This window comes from Streptomyces sp. NPDC039423 (assembly GCF_055598725.1).
Map to the genome: position 1 here is coordinate 19238 of NZ_JBVKAH010000002.1, position 16543 is coordinate 35780.

The following is a 16543-nucleotide window of genomic DNA, read 5'->3' on the forward strand; positions in this document are numbered from 1 at the left end:
TACAGGTGGCTCATTGCGGTGGGGTGGTTCAGTACATGAGCGCGTCGTCCATGGAGTGCTGCCAGTAGGTGACGTTGGTGGAGCTGTCGGTGTACGTGCCGGAGGGCAGCGCGATCACGGCCGGGGCGGCGTCCGTGGAGCCTTCGCCGCTGCGCGGGGCGAAGTGCACCCTCAGCTCGTGGGCCGTTCGCCCCTCGGCGCCGCTCCCGTCGGCGGCGGCGAGCGTGATCGAGGCGTAGGCGGACTTGCCGGGGGCGAGGGTGACGACCGCCTGCGGCTTGCTGCCCTCGTTGACGGTGGTGACGGACTGCCCGTCGTCGAAGCGGAGCAGTGGCGCGTGGTACGCGTCGCACGGCCGGGAGCCGGTGTTGGTCAGCGTGAGCAGCGCGTGGTTCAGGGGACGGCTCACGGGGGTGTACATGACCTTGACGGCGGTCCCGCACGGCTCGGTGACCGGGGCGTCGCCGGACGGGCCCGTGGTGCCCGCACCCTGCTGTCCGCCGGTGGAGGAGCCCTTCCCGGGGCTCTTGGCGGGCGACCGGGCCGGGTCCGGCGCGGTGCCGGTGGGGTGGGCGGTGGGCGTGCCGGCGGTGCCGCCACCGGCCGGCCGGTCGGGGGTCGCGGTCGCCGGTGCGGCGGAGGACGCGGGGGCGGGGGTGGCGGTGGGGCCGTCGTTCTGGCAGGCGGTGAGCGACAGCGCGGCCAGGAGGGCGGTCGCGGCGGCGGTGGTGCGGGTGCGGAAGGTGCGCATGGTGGTTCGGTCTCCCCCGTAGGCGTGGGTCAGTGACGGTCGATCAGGACGATGACGACGGCCGTGCAGGCGATGAGTACGCCGAGGGCACAGGCGTCGACGAGGTGGAGGCGGCGGTGGGGCCGCATCGGCGCTCCCCTCTCCGGTGGTGCCGGACACACCGTGCCGGGCGGCGTGATCCAGGGGCAATCGGCACGGGACAATGAGGGAAGCTGGAATGCTGAAACGGCTCTGACCAGTGGGTATGTGAGGCGCCTGGAACGCGGTTCCGGGACGGGGTGCGGTGGAGGGACGGCTGGGTGGGGACCGAGACGGAAGGCTTCGCGGAGGTGTTGCGCGGGCTGAAGGAGCGCTCCGGGCTCAGTTACGGCGCGCTCGCCAAGCGGGCGCACCTGAGCACCTCGACGCTGCACCGCTACTGCAACGGGGACGCCGTGCCCACCGAGTTCGCCCCCGTGGAGCGGCTCGCCCGGCTGTGCGGGGCGACCCGGGACGAGACGGTGGCGCTGCACCGGCGCTGGATCGTCGCCGATGACGCCCGCCGCCGGGGGCGGGCCCCGGCGGCGGGCGAGTCGGCGGCCGGGGCCGCGGCGGTGCCGGGGGACGGGCCGGGGGAGAAGAAGGCGGGGGACGGTACGGAGGAGGGGCCCGGTGAGGGTCGGGGCGCCGAGCCGGAGGCCGTGCTCCCGCCCCCGGCCGCCGAGGAGGTACGCAGCCGCCGCTCCCGGCGACGGGTCCGGCTGGTGGGCGCGGCGGCGGCGGTCGTCGTGCTGGCCGCGTCCACCGCGCTCGCCATCGGCCGCGACCCCGAGGCCCCGAAGGACGGCGACGCCGCGGCGGGCCCGGCCGGCCGTCCCGCGGCGACCGTGCCCGCCCGCCACCCGTCCGGCTCCGCGAGCCCATCCGTGAGCCAGGGCACCGGTCCGCGCCCGGGCGCCTCCGCGGTGCCGTCGCCCTCCGCCCCGGCCGCCGGCACGGCCGCGCCGCCGGTGGCCGCGTCCCCGGGGGCGGCCACGCCCGCACGGCGGTCCGGTGCCGTACCGCTGAGCGTCGACGTACGCCCGTACACCTGGCTCGACCCGTGCGGTCAGGTGTACGTGGTGGACCGCCCGCCCACGCAGGTCCCGCCGCCGCCCTCGGAGCAGGACGCCCGGGGCTGGGTGACCGCCCTGGGCGGCGCGCCCGGCGGCGACATGCTGATGGAACTGGCCTTCCAGGGGACCGGAGAGGAGGCGGTGGTGCTCCACGACCTGCACGTCCGGGTGGTCGGGAAGGAGGAGCCGCTGCCCTGGAACGCGTACACCATGGGCGTCGGGTGCGGCGGCGACATGACCCCGCAGAGCTTCGACGTCAACCTGGACGTGGCCCGCCCGCGGGCCGTGCCCGTCGCGGGGCGGCAGGGCGACCGGGAGATCCCGGCGGGGGACTTCCCGTACAAGGTGAGCGCGAGCGATCCCCAACTGCTGCGGGTCACCGCGCACACGGCGGCGCACGCCGTGCGCTGGTACCTGGAGCTGGAGTGGAGCAGCGGGGGCCGGCGGGGCACGCTGCGGATCGACGACAACGGCCGGCCGTTCGCCACGAGCGCCGTCACCGGGCGGCCGGTCTACGACTACCCGCTGGGCGGCAGCGGGTGGCTCCCGCACGTCCCCGACGAGGGCTGAGGGGCCCGGCCGTCGCGGTCGCCGCGCCGTGGGGCGCGGCGACCGGTCGCGGGCCGGTCAGAGGCGCTCGGGGGTGCGGATGCCGAGCAGCGCCATGCCCTGGTGGAGCGTGCGGGCCGTGAGGTCGCACAGGAACAGACGGTTCTCGACCTGCTCGGCGGTGTCCGCCTTGAGGACCGGGCACTCCGAGTAGAAGGCCGTGTAGTGCGAGGCGAGCTGGTACAGGTACGCGGCCAGCTTGTGCGGCTCGTAGGAGGCGGCCACCTCGGCCAGCGTCTCGGCGAACTGGTCCAGGTGCAGGCCCAGCGCGCGCTCGGCCGGGGCCAGGGCGACCTCCGGGTGGGCGGCGGGCCGGGCGTCGCCGGCCTTGCGGAGGATCGACCTGATCCGGGCGTACGCGTACTGGAGGTACACCGAGGTGTCGCCGTTGAGGGACACCATCTGGTCCAGGTCGAACTTGTAGTCGCGGGACGCGGACGTGGACAGGTCCGCGTACTTGATGGCGCCGATGCCGACCTGGGCCGCGCGCTCGGCGATCTCGTCCTCGGTCAGGTCCTGGGCCTTCTCGCGCACCACGGTCGCCGCCCGGTCGATCGCCTCGTCCAGCAGGTCGACCAGCCGGACCGTCTCGCCCTCACGGGTCTTGAACGGCTTGCCGTCCTTGCCGAGGACCGTGCCGAAGGCGAGCTGCACGGCGTGCACCCGGTCGTTCAGCCAGCCGGCCCGGCGGGCGGTCTCGAAGACCATCTTGAAGTGCAGCGACTGGCGGGCGTCCACGACGTACACCAGGGTGTCGGCGCCCAGCTTCTGGACGCGGTCGCGGATCGCGGACAGGTCGGTGGCCGCGTAGCCGTAACCGCCGTTGGACTTCTTGACGATCAGCGGGACCGGGTTGCCGTCCGGGCCCTTGACGTCGTCGAAGAAGACGCACAGGGCGCCCTCCGAGCGCACCGCGACGCCGGACTCCTCCAGCAGGCGGCACGTCTCGTCGAGCATGTCGTTGTACCCGGACTCGCCGACCACGTCCGGGTCGTCGATGTCCATGTCCAGCTTGTTGAAGACCGAGTAGAAGTAGATCTTCGACTCGTCGACGAACCGCTGCCACAGCGCGAGGGTCTCCTCGTCGCCGGACTGGAGGGCCACCACGCGGTCGCGGGAGCGGGCCTTGAACTCCTCGTCGGAGTCGAAGAGCGCGCGGGCCGCCTTGTAGAGGCGGTTGAGGTTGCTCATCGCCTCCTCGCCGGAGACGTCGGCGTCCTTGTGGTCCAGCTCGTGCGGGTGCTCCATCAGGTACTGGATGAGCATGCCGAACTGGGTGCCCCAGTCGCCGATGTGGTGGCGGCGGATCACCTTCTCGCCCGCGAACTCCAAGATCTTCACCATGGCGTCGCCGATGACGGCGGACCGGAGGTGGCCGACGTGCATCTCCTTCGCCACGTTCGGCTGGGCGTAGTCGATGACCGTCGTGCCGGCGCTCGCGGCGAACGGGACGCCCAGGCGGTCGTCCGCGGCGCGGGCGGCGAGGGTCTCGGTGATCGCCCGGTCGGTGACGGTGATGTTGAGGAAGCCGGGGCCGGAGACCTCGATGTCCTGGAGGAGGTCCTCGGTGGGGAGGGCCTCGACGACCTTGGCGGCCAGCTCGCGCGGGTTGCCCTTGAGCTTCTTGGCCAGCGCCAGGATGCCGTTGGCCTGGAAGTCGGCCCGGTCGCTTCGTCGCAGCAGCGGGTCGGCGGAGCCGGCCTCCGGCAGGGCTGCCGAGAGGGCGTCCGCGAGGCGCTGCTGCACGGTCGAAGCGAGGGAAGGGACCGAGGCCATGAGCTTCCGTTCCTGTCGTGGTGGTGAATGCCTATTCCGGTTGTCAAGTGTCCCACGGGTCCGCAAGCTCTTTGTCGGGGCTTTGCCCGGCCTGTGGACAACCTCGGGGGACGTTGTTCCGTCTGGGAGAATGTCTTACGCCAGCCTTCGAGAATCCCAAGCAATCAAGGACGTGCCGATCGTGGCTCAGAGCAGCACCGAGACCGACTGGGTCTCCCGTTTCGCGGACGAGGTCATCGCCGAATCGGAGCGACGTGCGCCTGGGAAACCGGTCGTGGTCGCCTCCGGCCTGTCGCCCTCCGGCCCCATCCACCTGGGCAACCTCCGTGAGGTCATGACCCCGCACCTGGTCGCCGACGAGATCCGGCGCCGGGGGCACGAGTGCCGTCACCTGATCTCCTGGGACGACTACGACCGCTACCGCAAGGTGCCGGCCGGTATCCCGGGCGTGGACGAGTCCTGGGGCGAGCACATCGGCAAGCCGCTGACCTCCGTCCCCGCCCCGGCCGGTTCCGCGCACCCGAACTGGGCGGAGCACTTCAAGGCCGGGATGATCGAGTCGCTGGCCGAGCTGGGCGTCGAGTACGACGGCATCAGCCAGACCGAGCAGTACACCTCCGGCGCGTACCGCGAGCAGATCCTGCACGCGATGCGGCACCGGGGGGCGATCGACGCGGTCCTCGACCGGTACCGGACCAAGGACAAGGCGACCGGCAAGCCGAAGAAGCAGCAGCAGAAGCCGGTCGACGAGGCCGAGCTGGAGGCCGCCGAGGGCTCCGGCGCGGCGAGCGAGGACGACGGCTCCGGCGGCGCCGGGGGCTACTTCCCGTACAAGCCCTACTGCGGGCAGTGCGGCAAGGACCTGACCACGGTCACCTCGTACGACGACGAGACGACCGAGATGGCCTACGGCTGCGCCTGCGGCTTCGCCGAGACGGTGAAGCTGAGCGAGTTCAACCGCGGCAAGCTGGTCTGGAAGGTCGACTGGCCGATGCGCTGGGCGTACGAGGGCGTGATCTTCGAGCCCAGCGGTGTGGACCACTCCTCGCCCGGCTCGTCGTTCGTCGTGGGTGGGCAGATCGTGCGCGAGGTGTTCGACGGCGTCCAGCCGATCGGCCCGATGTACGCGTTCGTCGGCATCTCCGGCATGGCGAAGATGTCGTCCTCCAAGGGCGGCGTGCCGACCCCGGCCGACGCGCTCCAGATCATGGAGGCGCCGCTGCTGCGCTGGCTGTACGCGCGCCGCAAGCCCAACCAGGCCTTCAAGATCGCCTTCGACCAGGAGATCCAGCGGCTGTACGACGAGTGGGACAAGCTGGAGGCCAAGGTCGCCGACGGCAGCGTGCTGCCGGCCGACGCCGCCGCGCACTCCCGCGCGGTGCGCACCGCCGCCGGTGAGCTGCCGCGCACGCCGCGCCCGCTGCCGTACCGGACGCTCGCCTCGGTCGTCGACATCACCGCGGGGCACGACGAGCAGACGCTGCGCATCCTCAGCGAGCTGGACCCGGCGAACCCGCTGTCCTCCCTCGACGAGGCCCGGCCGCGGCTGGACCGCGCCGAGAACTGGATCTCCACCCAGGTCCCGGCCGAGCAGCGCACCATCGTCCGCTCCGAGCCCGACACCGAGCTGCTGGGCTCGCTGGACGACGAGGGGCGCGAGTCGCTGCGCCTGCTGCTGGAGGGCCTGGACAGCCACTGGTCGCTGGACGGGCTGACCACGCTGGTCTACGGCGTGCCGAAGGTGATGGCCGGGCTCGCCCCGGAGGCGAAGCCGACGCCGGAGCTGAAGGTCGCCCAGCGCACCTTCTTCGCCCTGCTCTACCGGCTGCTGGTGGGCCGGGACACCGGCCCGCGACTGCCCACGCTGCTGCTGGCGGTGGGCGCCGACCGGGTGCGCAAGCTGCTCGGCGCGTAACCGCGCCGCGGAACCGACGGAGGGCTCCCACCCGCGGGTGGGAGCCCTCCGGGCGTTTCTGCACCCTTCGGACGACCCCCGTCTCCACCGGACGCAGGACGATTCCGGGCGGCGGGCGCGGGACCGTGGAGCCATGAGGGAGATCGTGGCAATCATCGGTTGGGTGGCCGGCATCCAGGGCGTGCTCGGGTTCGCGGGAGGGACCTTCGGGGACGAGCCGTGGGGACTGCTCCACCAGTGGTGGGAGATCCCCACGGCCGGGTACGCGGTGATCGCCGTCCTCGGCGCGGTCCTCGCGGTGTACGGGGAGACGGCGAAGGGCGGCGCCGGGCGCTGAGCCCGGCGCCGGCGGGTGGGCGCGGGCCGCGGCGCAGGCCCCGGCGCGGGCCGCCGGGGCGGGTGCGGGCGGCCGGGCCGGGTGGGTCAGGCGATGTGGTCGGCGGCGAGCTCCGCCTGGTAGTGGTCCTTGAAGTCGGGCAGCAGACGGCGCAGCAGGACCGCGCTGAGCGGGTGGCGGATGCCGTAGGCGTCGGCGAGGTGGATGTCGAGGGCCTCCACGCTCGGCCAGTCGCTGTTCTCGTCGACGTACTGCTTGAACACCGGGTACGCGAGGCGGCTGAACTCCTCGGCCTCCGGGTCGGCGAACGGGGCGGGCGGTGCCTGCTCGGCGGCCCCGGGACCGTACCCGGCCGGAAGGGGGGCCGGCGCGGGCCGCCCGCCGTGGCCGTCGGTGTCCCCGTGACCGCCGTCGCTGCCGTTGCCGTCGGCGGCACCGCTGCCGGCGGGTTCGTCCCGGCCCTCGGCGAAGGCGGGAGCGGGGGCGGGGCCGTAGGCGCGTCCGTGGGCGTCCTGCGGGAGCTGCGGCGCGGCGAACCAGGGGCTCTCGTGGTTGCCGGGGAGCGGGGGCTCCGGCTCCGGGGCCGGTTCCGGGGACGGCTGGGGCCCGGGCTGCGGCTGGGGTACGGGCGCCGGTGCGGGCCCGGGCCGGGGCTCGGGGTCCGGGGCCGGCGTCCCGGCGCCGGGGCGGGGGCCGGGCTCGGGCCGGGTGTCCACGGCGGGCCCCGGGTGGTCGTGGGCGGGCGGCTGGTCCCGCTCGTCGGCCGCGCCGTTCTGGGGCAGCTCCAGCTCGGGCGTGCCCTTCGCCTGCTCGACGACCGGGCGGGGCGGCAGCAGGACCGGCTCGATGCCCGCCGCCGCCAGGCCCGCCGGGGCCGTCTCGGCGAGCGGCACGCCGTACCGGGCCAGCCGCAGCGGCATCAGCGCCTCCACCGGGGCCTTGCGGCGCCAGGCGCGGCCGAAGCGGGCCTGGAGGCGCGCCTGGTAGATCAGCCGGTCCTGCTCCAGCTTGATGACCTGCTCGTAGGAGCGCAGCTCCCACAGCTTCATCCGGCGCCAGAGCCGGAAGGTGGGCACCGGGGACAGCAGCCACCGGGTGAGGCGTACGCCCTCCATGTGCTTGTCGGCCGTGATGTCGGCGATCCGGCCGATCGCGTGCCGCGCGGCCTCCACCGCCACCACGAACAGCACCGGGATCACGGCGTGCATGCCGACGCCGAGCGGATCCGGCCAGGAGGCCGCGCCGTTGAAGGCGATCGTCGCGGCGGTCAGCAGCCACGCCGTCTGGCGCAGCAGGGGGAACGGGATGCGCAGCCACGTCAGCAGCAGGTCCAGGGCGAGCAGGACGCAGATGCCGGCGTCGATGCCGATGGGGAACACGAGCGAGAAGTCGCCGAAGCCCTTCTTGACGGCGAGCTCGCGCACCGCCGCGTACGAACCGGCGAAACCGATACCGGCGATGATCACCGCACCGGTGATGACGACGCCGATGAGTATGCGGTGGGTGCGTGTCAGTTGCATCGCGGCCACCCGCGATCCCCTCCCCTTGATGTGTTCGAGCGGGGAAAGCCTGGCACACGCGTTCGGAGCCCGGACCTCGGGGGAGGTCCGGGCTCCGTGAGCCGCGCGGGGACGAGGGCTACTTGTTGGCCGCCGCGACCGCGGCCACCGCCTCCTTGGAGGCCTTGACCGCGTCCTCCATCAGGTCCGACGGGGTGGGGGTCGTGGCGCCCGCGTAACCGGCGCCGTTGTAGGAGACGGTGATGAGGACGTTCTCCGTACGGGTCACGATCGCCGCGTACTTGAAGTCCTCCCCCGTCTTCTTCAGGCCGTAGCTGACGGCCGTCGACTCGTTGCCGACGCCCGCGGCCGGGGAGGTCTTGACGGCGGTGGCGCCCTGGGTCGCCTTCACCTTGGCGACCTCCTTGGTGTAGTTCGCCTGGGCGCGCTGCTCACCGCTGCCGAGCGTCGGGTCGGACTCGTACCGCAGCAGCGAGATGTCCAGCCAGCGGTACTGCGAGCCCTTGACGCCCTTGTCGTCCAGGCCGTTCCACGCGCAGCTCCCCCGGCTGTCGGTGTCGCTGGACTTGCCGGGCGTGCCCTTCTCGTTCTTCACCTCCGGCACGAGGTCCTCGACGGTCTTCCCGGTGATCGCCTTGCAGGCGTCGGGCAGCGTCGTGTACTTCGGCGGCGCGACGCTCGGCTTGGGCTTCGCGGCGGCCTGCGGCGAGGAGGCGGCGGACGGCGACTGCGCGGTCGTGCCGCCCGTGCCGCCCTTGCTGTCGGAGTCCGACGAGCAACCGGCGACGACGAGCATCACCGGTACGGCTGCGCAGGCGAGTATGCGGGTGAGTCGCGGGGCTGATCGGTGCATGGTTCCTTCAGTCGCTTGTCGTACGGTCCGGCGGTGCTGCGGTCTGCGGTGCTGCGGTCCCGACACGGTAGCCCGATTCGGTGCGTGCGCGGGGGTGTCCGGCCGCGGCGGAGGGCCGGCCGACGGGTGGCCCGGGGACCCGCCGCGGGCCGGCTACTCCTCGAAGCTCTCGGCGAGGTTCCGGGCCAGACCCTGGGCTTTCTCCTGGAGTTCCTTGCTGTCCGGCACCTCGGTGACGCGAGCGGGCTGCTCGCCGTACCGGATGGTCACGATGACGTTCGATGTGCGGAACACCACGCTCACGGTGCGGTGCTGGGCAGTCGAACCGGCGCGGGTGAGCACGTCGTCGAGGAACGCCGCGTCGGCCAGGTCGGCCAGCACGCGCGGTTCCAGGCCCTCGGCCGCGGGGCTCCCGGTGGCGGTGGGCGCGGCGGCGGACGGGCGGGCCGTCGTCTTCGGGGCCGGGACGGCGGTGGCGCCGGGGGCGGCGGTGGCGGGCGGGGTCCGCCGGGCCGTGCCGGCGGCGGGCGCGGCGGAGAGCGTGGCGGAGGGCGCGGCGAGACCGGCGGCGGCCTCCTTGCCCACGTACACCTGCTGGGCGCGGTCGTCGTCGCTGACGGTCGGGTCGTAGGAGACGACGCGCTCGAAGTCGACGGTGAGCTGGTGGGAGGCGTCCGGGCCGTCGGTCTTCCAACTGCACCCGGCGCGGCGGTCGGTGTCATACGTGACGGCGGCGGTGCCGCGGTAGGCCCGCTCGCGCTGCTCCTCGGGCAACTGGGCGGCGCCGGGCAGCAGGTCCTTGAGCGTGGCGCGCTGGACGGAGCCGCACGGTTCGAGGAGGGTGCGGTACTTGCCCGGCCGGACGGGGCCGCCGGAGGAGCCGCCCGCCTTGGAGTCGGGGGTGGAGCCGTCCGGCCCGGAGCCGGCGCTGCATCCGGTCAGGCCGGTGACGCCGGCGGTGAGCGCCGCGAGGAGTGCGGCCACACCGGATACGTACGCCCTTCGCTGCACGGTCCCGGGCTCCTTTCGCTCTGCTGCCCTGTCCTGCGCGTCCCGGTACGTCCCCGCACGTCAGCGCGGGTCCGTACCGGCCCGAGCGGGGAAAACGGGTTGCCGCTCGCCGCCGGTCGATGGACACAATGTGTATCGCACGCGCCGCCGTCGATGCCGGTCCGCTGTCTCTTTCGCGGACCTTGGAGCCGGTTTTTGCGCTTTCGGAGTTTTCGGGGGAATTGAGGAATCATGTCGTACGTAGAGGTGCCCGGGGCGCAGGTCCCGATCCGGATGTGGACCGATCCTTCGACGGTGGAGGACGGGGCCATGCGCCAGCTGCACAACGTCGCCACCCTGCCGTGGATCAAGGGCCTGGCCGTGATGCCGGACGTGCACTACGGCAAGGGCGCGACGGTCGGCTCGGTGATCGCGATGCACGGGGCGGTCTGCCCGGCGGCGGTCGGGGTGGACATCGGCTGCGGCATGTCGGCGGTGAAGACGTCGCTGACGGCCAACGACCTGCCCGGTGACCTCTCGCGGCTGCGCTCGAAGATCGAGCAGGCCATCCCCGTCGGGCGCGGCATGCACGACGACATGGTCGACCCCGGCCGGCTGCACGGCTTCCCGACGGCGGGCTGGGACGACTTCTGGTCGCGGTTCGACAACGTGGCGGACGCGGTGCGGTTCCGCCGGGACCGGGCGGCGAAGCAGATGGGTTCGCTGGGCTCGGGGAACCACTTCATCGAGGTCTGTGTCGACGAGTCGGGAGCCGTCTGGCTGATGCTGCACTCGGGGTCCCGGAACATCGGCAAGGAGCTGGCCGAGTACCACATCGGCGAGGCGCGGAAGCTGCCGCACAACCAGGGGCTGGTCGATCGTGACCTCGCGGTCTTCGTCGCCGACACCCCGCAGATGGCGGCGTACCGCAACGACCTGTTCTGGGCGCAGGAGTACGCGAAGTACAACCGCGCCATCATGATGGCGCTCTTCCAGGACGTCATCCGCAAGGAGTTCAAGAAGGCGAGGGTGACCTTCGACCGGGTCATCTCCTGCCACCACAACTACGTGGCGGAGGAGCGGTACGACGGGATGGACCTGCTGGTCACACGCAAGGGCGCGATCCGGGCGGGCTCCGGTGACTTCGGGATCATCCCGGGCTCGATGGGCACCGGCTCGTACATCGTCAAGGGCCTCGGCAACGCGGCGTCGTTCAACTCGGCCTCGCACGGCGCGGGCCGGAAGATGAGCCGCAGCGCGGCGAAGCGGCGGTTCTCGACGCGGGACCTGGAGGACCAGACACGGGGCGTGGAGTGCCGGAAGGACTCCGGCGTGGTGGACGAGATCCCGGGCGCGTACAAGCCGATCGAGAAGGTCATCGAGCAGCAGCGCGACCTGGTGGAGGTCGTGGCGAAGCTCAAGCAGGTGGTGTGCGTGAAGGGCTGACGCGCGCCCGGACGCGGAGGGCCCCGGCGGGTTGGCGCCGAGGCCCTCCGTCGTGCCGGCGGTGCTCAGGCCTCGCGGTGGACCTTGGTGTTGGAGGCCTGGGCGCGGGGGCGGACGACCAGGAGGTCGATGTTGACGTGCGGGGGGCGGGTGACCGCCCAGGTGATGGTGTCGGCGACGTCGTCGGCGGACAGCGGGTCGGGGACGCCGGCGTAGACCTTGGCGGCCTTCTCGGTGTCGCCGCGGAAGCGGGTGGTGGCGAACTCGTCGGTCTTGACCATGCCGGGCGCGACCTCGATGACGCGGACCGGGGTGCCGACGATTTCGAGGCGGAGGGTCTCGGCGAGGACGCGCGCGCCGTTCTTGGCGGCCACGTAGCCGGCGCCGCCCTCGTAGGTGCCGTGGCCGGCGGTGGAGGAGACGACGACCACCGTGCCGGCGCCGCTCGCGGTGAGGGCGGGGAGCAGGGCCTGCGTCATGTGCAGGGTGCCGATCACGTTGACCTCGTACATCCGGCGCCAGTCGGCGGGGTCGCCGGTGGCCACCGGGTCGGCGCCGAGGGCGCCGCCCGCGTTGTTGACGAGGACGTCGACGGAGGGGAAGCGGCCGAGGGCCGCCGCGAAGGCGTCCACGGCCGGGCGGTCGGTGACGTCGAGGGCGTACGCCGTGGCCCGGTGGCCGGCCGCGGTGAGCTCGGCGGCGAGGGCCTGGACCCGGTCCTCGCGACGGGCGGTCAGCACCACGTGGTGACCGGCCTCGGCGAGCCGGCGTGCCGTGGCGGCGCCGATCCCGCTGCTCGCCCCGGTGACGACGGCGACGGGGAGGGCGCCCTCGGGGTCGGCGGGGCCGGGTGCGGCGGGCGTGTCGGCGGCGGTCATGTGCGGTGCTCCTCGCGCGGGTGATCGAACGGCCGGTACGCGGTCAGCATAGGCGGGCGCGAAGATGCCGCCCCGGCGGCGGGGGAGGCGAAGGTAATCCGGTCATATAGGTATGTTCAGGGCATGTTGGTGATGCGCAGGGGTCTGCTGGTGATGTCCGTCGCCCTGGCGGCGGCCGTGGGCACGGTCGGCGGTGCGGCGGGGACGACGGCCCCGGAGGCGGACGTGGCGCACCACGGCCACGTCTCGCTCTGGGAGGGGCGGCTCGACGTGGTGCTGCTGAGTGAGAACCGCGGGCCGTCCGTGCTGGAGGACTCGACCGTGCGGCTGGTCTTCTCCGCGCCGCTGGCCGCGGGGCACCCGCTGCCGTCCGGGTGCGTATGGGGCGGTGAGCGGGAGGTGCTGTGCGCCACCGGGCCGCTGCGGGCGGACGGCACCCGGCGCGAGACGGTGCTGAGCTTGCGGACGGCCGGTACGCCGGAGGAGCTGACCGCACGGGTGGCGACCGCGTGGAACGGTGGCGCCACCGACCGGAACCCCGCCGACAACGACCACCGGGTGCTGGTCCTGGCGACCGGGGACCCGTACGTGTTCTGAGGCCGGGCGTAGGCGTTCCGAGGCCGGGCGTACGCGCGGGGCGTACGCGTTCCGGCGTGCGGCGACCGGGAGCCGGTCCCTGTTTCGTACACTCTCTGCATGGTGCAGAGGAACCGGCTGATGGCCGAGATGTCGGGCGAGGCCCGCCGCTACATGGCCGCGTACGCGCTGTTCAACCAGGCCCTCGCCGACCATCTGGGGCTGCACCCCACGGACGTGCAGTGCCTGAGCCTGCTCGGACTGGAGACCGGGCCCGTCACCACCGGGCGGGTCGCCGAGCTGACCGGGCTCACCACGGGGTCCGCGACCCGGCTGGTCGACCGGCTGGAACGGGCCGGGTACCTCACCCGCGAGCGGGACGTCCACGACCGGCGGCGGGTGCTGGTGACCACCGTGCCCGAGCGGATGGCCGAGCTGGGCGCGGTGTGGGAGCGGCTGAACGCACCCTGGGCGGCGATGTTCGACGACTACACCGACGAGCAACTGGCCTTTCTGGCCGCGTACATGCGGCGCACCACCGAGTTCAGTGTCGCCCAGATCCGGCGTCTGCGCGCGGAGACGGACTGACCCGGGCGTCCGCGTCGCCGAACTCGCGGAGGGCGTCCTCGACGATCGCCTCCAGCCGGGCGTGGTGCGCGCCGCGCCAGTACACCCGCTCGCACTCGGTGCACTGCGCGAAGACGTCGTACGTACGCTGCGTGCCCTGCTCCAGCCGGCCGCGCACCGCGTCCTTGTCGGCCTCCGTCAGCGGCCCGTTGCAGGCGGTGCACCGCGTCCAGGGCGCCAGCGGCGGAGCGAACCGCTCCAGCACGTCCCGCACCTGCTCGTCCGGGCGGTCGCTGTAGACGTACGCCCCGGCCCACAGCTCCCGGCGCCGCAGCAGGCCCCGGTCGCGGGACAGCAGCACGCGCCGCTCCCGCGCCGACCACGCGGCCAGCGCCGGGTCGCCGATGTCCTCGCTCTCGTACGCCGCGTCCACGCCGAGCAGCCGCAACCGGCGCGCCAGCGTGCCCAGGTGTACGTCGAGGAGGAACCGCAGTGGCGCGCCCGGTACCGGCTGCGGGCGTTCGACGCCCAGCACCCGGACGTCCTCGCCGGCCGCCGGGACGTGCGCGGGCGTGACCGGCCGGCCGTCGACCAGCAGCCCGCCCGCCTCGGTGAGCGGCACGCCGAGCGACTCGACGACGTGGCCGAGCGTCGAGGCGCCGTCGGTGACGACGGCGGAGCGGCCGTCACGGCGCGCCGGGGCGACGAACAGGCCCAGGCCGGGCGCGAAACTGATGTGGATCTCCGGTCCGTTCACGTCGTCAGCATGCCACCGGGCGCGCCGGACCAGCCAGGCCATTTCCGCCGGGCCGTCCCCGCCGCGCCGCCGCCGGGTCCGCGCCGCCGTCGGGTCCGCACCCCCGGCCGTACGCGCCCCCCGTGACGCGCCCCCGGCCGTGTCGCGCCCCCCGTGACGCGCCCCCGGCCGTGACGCGCCCCGCGCTCAGCCGGTGAACGCGTCGGCGTGGTCGGCCGCCCAGCGGGCGAAGGTGCGGGCCGGCCGCCCGGTCACCTCCTCGACCGTCCGGGTCAGCGCCACGGGCCCGGTCGTGCACGCGCTCCAGTGGTCCAGCAGCGCGTCGGCGAACTCCGCCGGGACGTACTGGGCGACCGACGCCTTCCACTCCTCCGGCGGCACGGGACGGACGGTGATCCCGCGTCCCGTGACCCGCCCGAGGACCTCCAACTGCTCGGTGAACGTGAGCGCCTCGGGCCCGGTCAGGACGAGGGTGGAGCCGCGCAGCCGGTCGTCCGTGAGGGCGGCGTACGCCACCTCGGCCACGTCCTCCTCGTGGATCGGGTCGCCCACGGCCTCCGGGTGGGGCAGGTCCACGACGCCGGTCGACGTGATCGCCGGGGCCCACTGGAGGGCGTTGGTCGCGAACGCGCCCGGCCGGAGGAACGTCACGTCGAACGCGCCGCCGGCGGCTGCGGCTGCCAGGGCGCGCTCGGCCGCGAGGTGCGAGGCGCCGATGGGGTTCACCTCGGCGTCGGGGGACAGGACCGCGCTGGAGGAGAGCAGGACGACGTGCCGGACGCCGGCGGCGCGGGCCTCGGCTGCGAAGGCCTCCGCATGGCTCGGTTCGGCGTACAGGAAGACGGAGTCGACCCCGTCGAGCGCAGCGGGGAACGTCGCCGGGTCGCGGAGGTCGCACCGCACGGCCGCCACGCCGGCGGGGAGGACGAGGCCGGCCGGGCCGGCCGAGGCGGCCCGCACCGGGACGCCCCGGTCGTGCAGCAGCGTGAGGAGGGTGGAGCCGACGCGGCCGCGGCTTCCGGTGACGAGGACGGTCATGGGGGAGGTGCCTTCCAAAGGGGCGCGGTGCCGTGGGCACGGCGCACGAGGGGCTGGACAAAGGAACTGTATAGCGCAGCATCTGCGTGACGCAGATAAATATGCGCAGGGAGGCGCCGCCCCGTCAAACCCTTTGCCCGGCCGCGGCCCCGCAGCCGCTCGCGGTCAGGCGGCTTCGAGGTCGAACCGCCAGTCGCAGGTGCGCAGCGGACGACCGGGCGGGTACTCGAAGTCGCGCTCGCCCAGCAGCTCGAATCCGGCCTTCCGGCACACGGCGTTCGACGCGCCGTTGTCCACGGACGGGAAGGCGTGGAGGTACCGGTGCTTGCGCGCCGCGCGGGCCCGCTCCACCACGGCCGACGTCGCCGCCGTCGCGACGCCCCGCCCCTGGAAGCCCCCCAGCACGGTCCAGCCGGTCTCGTACACCCGCGTCCCGTCCCAGGTCTGCTCCCAGAAGCCGATGACGCCGACCGGGATGCCCTCCGGCTCCAGCACGATCCGGAACATCCGGCCCGCCCCGGTCCGGTCCGCGCTCAGGTCCACGTACCGCTGGTGCCGGGTGACCAGCTTCTCCTCGGACTCGGGCCCGCCGAGGTGGTCCATCAGCTCCGGCGCGTTGACGGCCCGCAGCAGGTCGAGGTCCCGCTCCGTCCACGCCTCGATCCGCACCGGCGATCCGTGACCGGTCATACCGCGGCTCCCCGCCGGGGCTCCGGCGGTGCGTCCCGGTCGCCCGGCGGGATCCGGGTCAGGGCCACACCAGGCAGTACGGCTGGTGCCCGGCCTCGTGCAGCCGTACCGAGAAGTCCTGCCACTCGTGCAGCAACTGGTACACGTTGAAGGCGTCCCGGGGGCCGCCGCGGTCGGGGACGGTCGACCAGATGAAGGCCGCCGCGCCCACGGACTCCTCACCGACGCCGCGCAGCGGGTCGACGACCGTCATGGGCAGCTTGACCACCGCGTAGTCGGGGTGCAGCACCACCAGCTCCAGCGGCGGCACCTTGTGCAGCGGCATCCCCTGGATGCCGGTGAGCACCATGGCGGCTATGGTCTCCGGCTTGATCTTGGTGAACATGCCGCCCATGCCCAGTTCGTCGCCGCCGAGCTCCTCGGGCCGCATCGAGATCGGGACGCGGGCGGCGGTGGCGCCGTTGGGCGCGCCGAAGTACTTGTAGGTCACCCCCATGCCCCGGCCACCCCCGCTTCCGCTCCCGACCGGGCCGACCGGGCCCAGGGCGGCTCTGTCCTGCTCGCGCCGGTGCTTCCCCCGCCGGGCACGCTCAGGACCCAGGTCGTCGGTCCCCTCGCCCAGTCCGCCACCGCGATGCATATCTCCACCCGACTGCTTTTTCGGTAGCACAGCCCCCGCCGCGCAACCCGATCATCGTGACAGTGACCTCCCCCACGAACGTGTGGTGAAACACCTGTCCGCAAGA

At 73.5% G+C, this 16543-nt stretch carries 16 protein-coding genes; 6 read left to right on the top strand and 10 right to left on the bottom strand.

Annotated features, from left to right (window positions below; translation table 11 throughout):
- Window positions 1-28 precede the first annotated feature (28 nt).
- Window positions 29-751, bottom strand: a complete 723-nt coding sequence (locus tag ACZ7LK_RS05980) for a DUF4232 domain-containing protein (protein ID WP_471138658.1) — start codon at window positions 749-751, stop codon at window positions 29-31.
- 299 nt (window positions 752-1050) lie between these two features.
- Here ACZ7LK_RS05980 and ACZ7LK_RS05985 point away from each other — a divergent pair, with 299 nt between their 5' ends.
- Window positions 1051-2415, top strand: a complete 1365-nt coding sequence (locus ACZ7LK_RS05985; RefSeq protein ID WP_469464081.1) for a helix-turn-helix domain-containing protein — start codon at window positions 1051-1053, stop codon at window positions 2413-2415.
- Window positions 2416-2472: 57 nt separating this feature from the next.
- Here ACZ7LK_RS05985 and argS read toward each other — a convergent pair whose 3' ends face one another.
- Window positions 2473-4230: an arginine--tRNA ligase gene (gene argS / locus ACZ7LK_RS05990; protein ID WP_392272639.1), complete on the bottom strand. Its 1758-nt coding sequence runs from the start codon at window positions 4228-4230 to the stop codon at window positions 2473-2475.
- A gap of 172 nt (window positions 4231-4402) precedes the next feature.
- Here argS and lysS point away from each other — a divergent pair, with 172 nt between their 5' ends.
- On the top strand, window positions 4403-6145 hold the full coding sequence (gene lysS / locus ACZ7LK_RS05995; protein ID WP_392272638.1) for a lysine--tRNA ligase: 1743 nt from the start codon (window positions 4403-4405) through the stop codon (window positions 6143-6145).
- Window positions 6146-6290: 145 nt separating this feature from the next.
- Window positions 6291-6482, top strand: coding sequence for a hypothetical protein (locus ACZ7LK_RS06000; RefSeq protein ID WP_469464079.1), 192 nt, complete (start codon window positions 6291-6293; stop codon window positions 6480-6482).
- A gap of 86 nt (window positions 6483-6568) precedes the next feature.
- On the opposite strand, the gene ACZ7LK_RS06005 is transcribed toward ACZ7LK_RS06000, so the two are convergent.
- From ACZ7LK_RS06005 to ACZ7LK_RS06015, 3 genes are all read right to left on the bottom strand, one after another.
- Window positions 6569-8011: a DUF2637 domain-containing protein gene (locus ACZ7LK_RS06005; RefSeq protein WP_471138661.1), complete on the bottom strand. Its 1443-nt coding sequence runs from the start codon at window positions 8009-8011 to the stop codon at window positions 6569-6571.
- A 109-nt stretch (window positions 8012-8120) separates the two neighbouring features.
- Entirely contained in the window at window positions 8121-8855 is a 735-nt protein-coding gene (locus ACZ7LK_RS06010) for a DUF3558 domain-containing protein (RefSeq protein ID WP_392272635.1), read from the bottom strand.
- Window positions 8856-9008: 153 nt separating this feature from the next.
- The gene (locus ACZ7LK_RS06015) at window positions 9009-9866 is read right to left on the bottom strand and encodes a DUF3558 domain-containing protein (protein ID WP_471138663.1); all 858 of its coding nucleotides are present in this window, start codon (window positions 9864-9866) and stop codon (window positions 9009-9011) included.
- Window positions 9867-10097: 231 nt separating this feature from the next.
- On the opposite strand from ACZ7LK_RS06015, the gene ACZ7LK_RS06020 reads away from it, so the two are divergent.
- Window positions 10098-11291, top strand: a complete 1194-nt coding sequence (locus tag ACZ7LK_RS06020) for an RtcB family protein (RefSeq protein WP_392272633.1) — start codon at window positions 10098-10100, stop codon at window positions 11289-11291.
- Between the two features lie 65 nt (window positions 11292-11356).
- On the opposite strand, the gene ACZ7LK_RS06025 is transcribed toward ACZ7LK_RS06020, so the two are convergent.
- Window positions 11357-12169 carry an SDR family NAD(P)-dependent oxidoreductase gene (locus tag ACZ7LK_RS06025; RefSeq protein ID WP_471138666.1) on the bottom strand — a complete coding sequence of 271 codons (813 nt, stop codon included), beginning with the start codon at window positions 12167-12169 and terminating at the stop codon, window positions 11357-11359.
- Between the two features lie 123 nt (window positions 12170-12292).
- On the opposite strand from ACZ7LK_RS06025, the gene ACZ7LK_RS06030 reads away from it, so the two are divergent.
- The gene (locus ACZ7LK_RS06030) at window positions 12293-12766 is read left to right on the top strand and encodes a hypothetical protein (RefSeq protein WP_471138668.1); all 474 of its coding nucleotides are present in this window, start codon (window positions 12293-12295) and stop codon (window positions 12764-12766) included.
- A 99-nt stretch (window positions 12767-12865) separates the two neighbouring features.
- Window positions 12866-13333 carry a MarR family winged helix-turn-helix transcriptional regulator gene (locus ACZ7LK_RS06035; protein ID WP_392272630.1) on the top strand — a complete coding sequence of 156 codons (468 nt, stop codon included), beginning with the start codon at window positions 12866-12868 and terminating at the stop codon, window positions 13331-13333.
- Here the strand turns inward: ACZ7LK_RS06035 and ACZ7LK_RS06040 are convergent.
- The 4 genes from ACZ7LK_RS06040 to ACZ7LK_RS06055 all read right to left on the bottom strand — a co-directional run bounded on the left by ACZ7LK_RS06040 (window position 13290) and on the right by ACZ7LK_RS06055 (window position 16437).
- Window positions 13290-14069, bottom strand: a complete 780-nt coding sequence (locus tag ACZ7LK_RS06040) for a Mut7-C RNAse domain-containing protein (protein ID WP_392272629.1) — start codon at window positions 14067-14069, stop codon at window positions 13290-13292. The genes ACZ7LK_RS06035 and ACZ7LK_RS06040 overlap by 44 nt on opposite strands.
- 186 nt (window positions 14070-14255) lie before the next feature.
- Window positions 14256-15107 carry an NAD(P)H-binding protein gene (locus ACZ7LK_RS06045; RefSeq protein WP_471138671.1) on the bottom strand — a complete coding sequence of 284 codons (852 nt, stop codon included), beginning with the start codon at window positions 15105-15107 and terminating at the stop codon, window positions 14256-14258.
- Window positions 15108-15272: 165 nt separating this feature from the next.
- Window positions 15273-15797 (bottom strand): GNAT family N-acetyltransferase, encoded by a 525-nt coding sequence (locus ACZ7LK_RS06050; RefSeq protein ID WP_392272627.1) that lies wholly within the window; start codon window positions 15795-15797, stop codon window positions 15273-15275.
- A 58-nt stretch (window positions 15798-15855) separates the two neighbouring features.
- Window positions 15856-16437: a hypothetical protein gene (locus tag ACZ7LK_RS06055; RefSeq protein ID WP_392272626.1), complete on the bottom strand. Its 582-nt coding sequence runs from the start codon at window positions 16435-16437 to the stop codon at window positions 15856-15858.
- Between the last annotated feature and the right edge of the window lie 106 nt (window positions 16438-16543).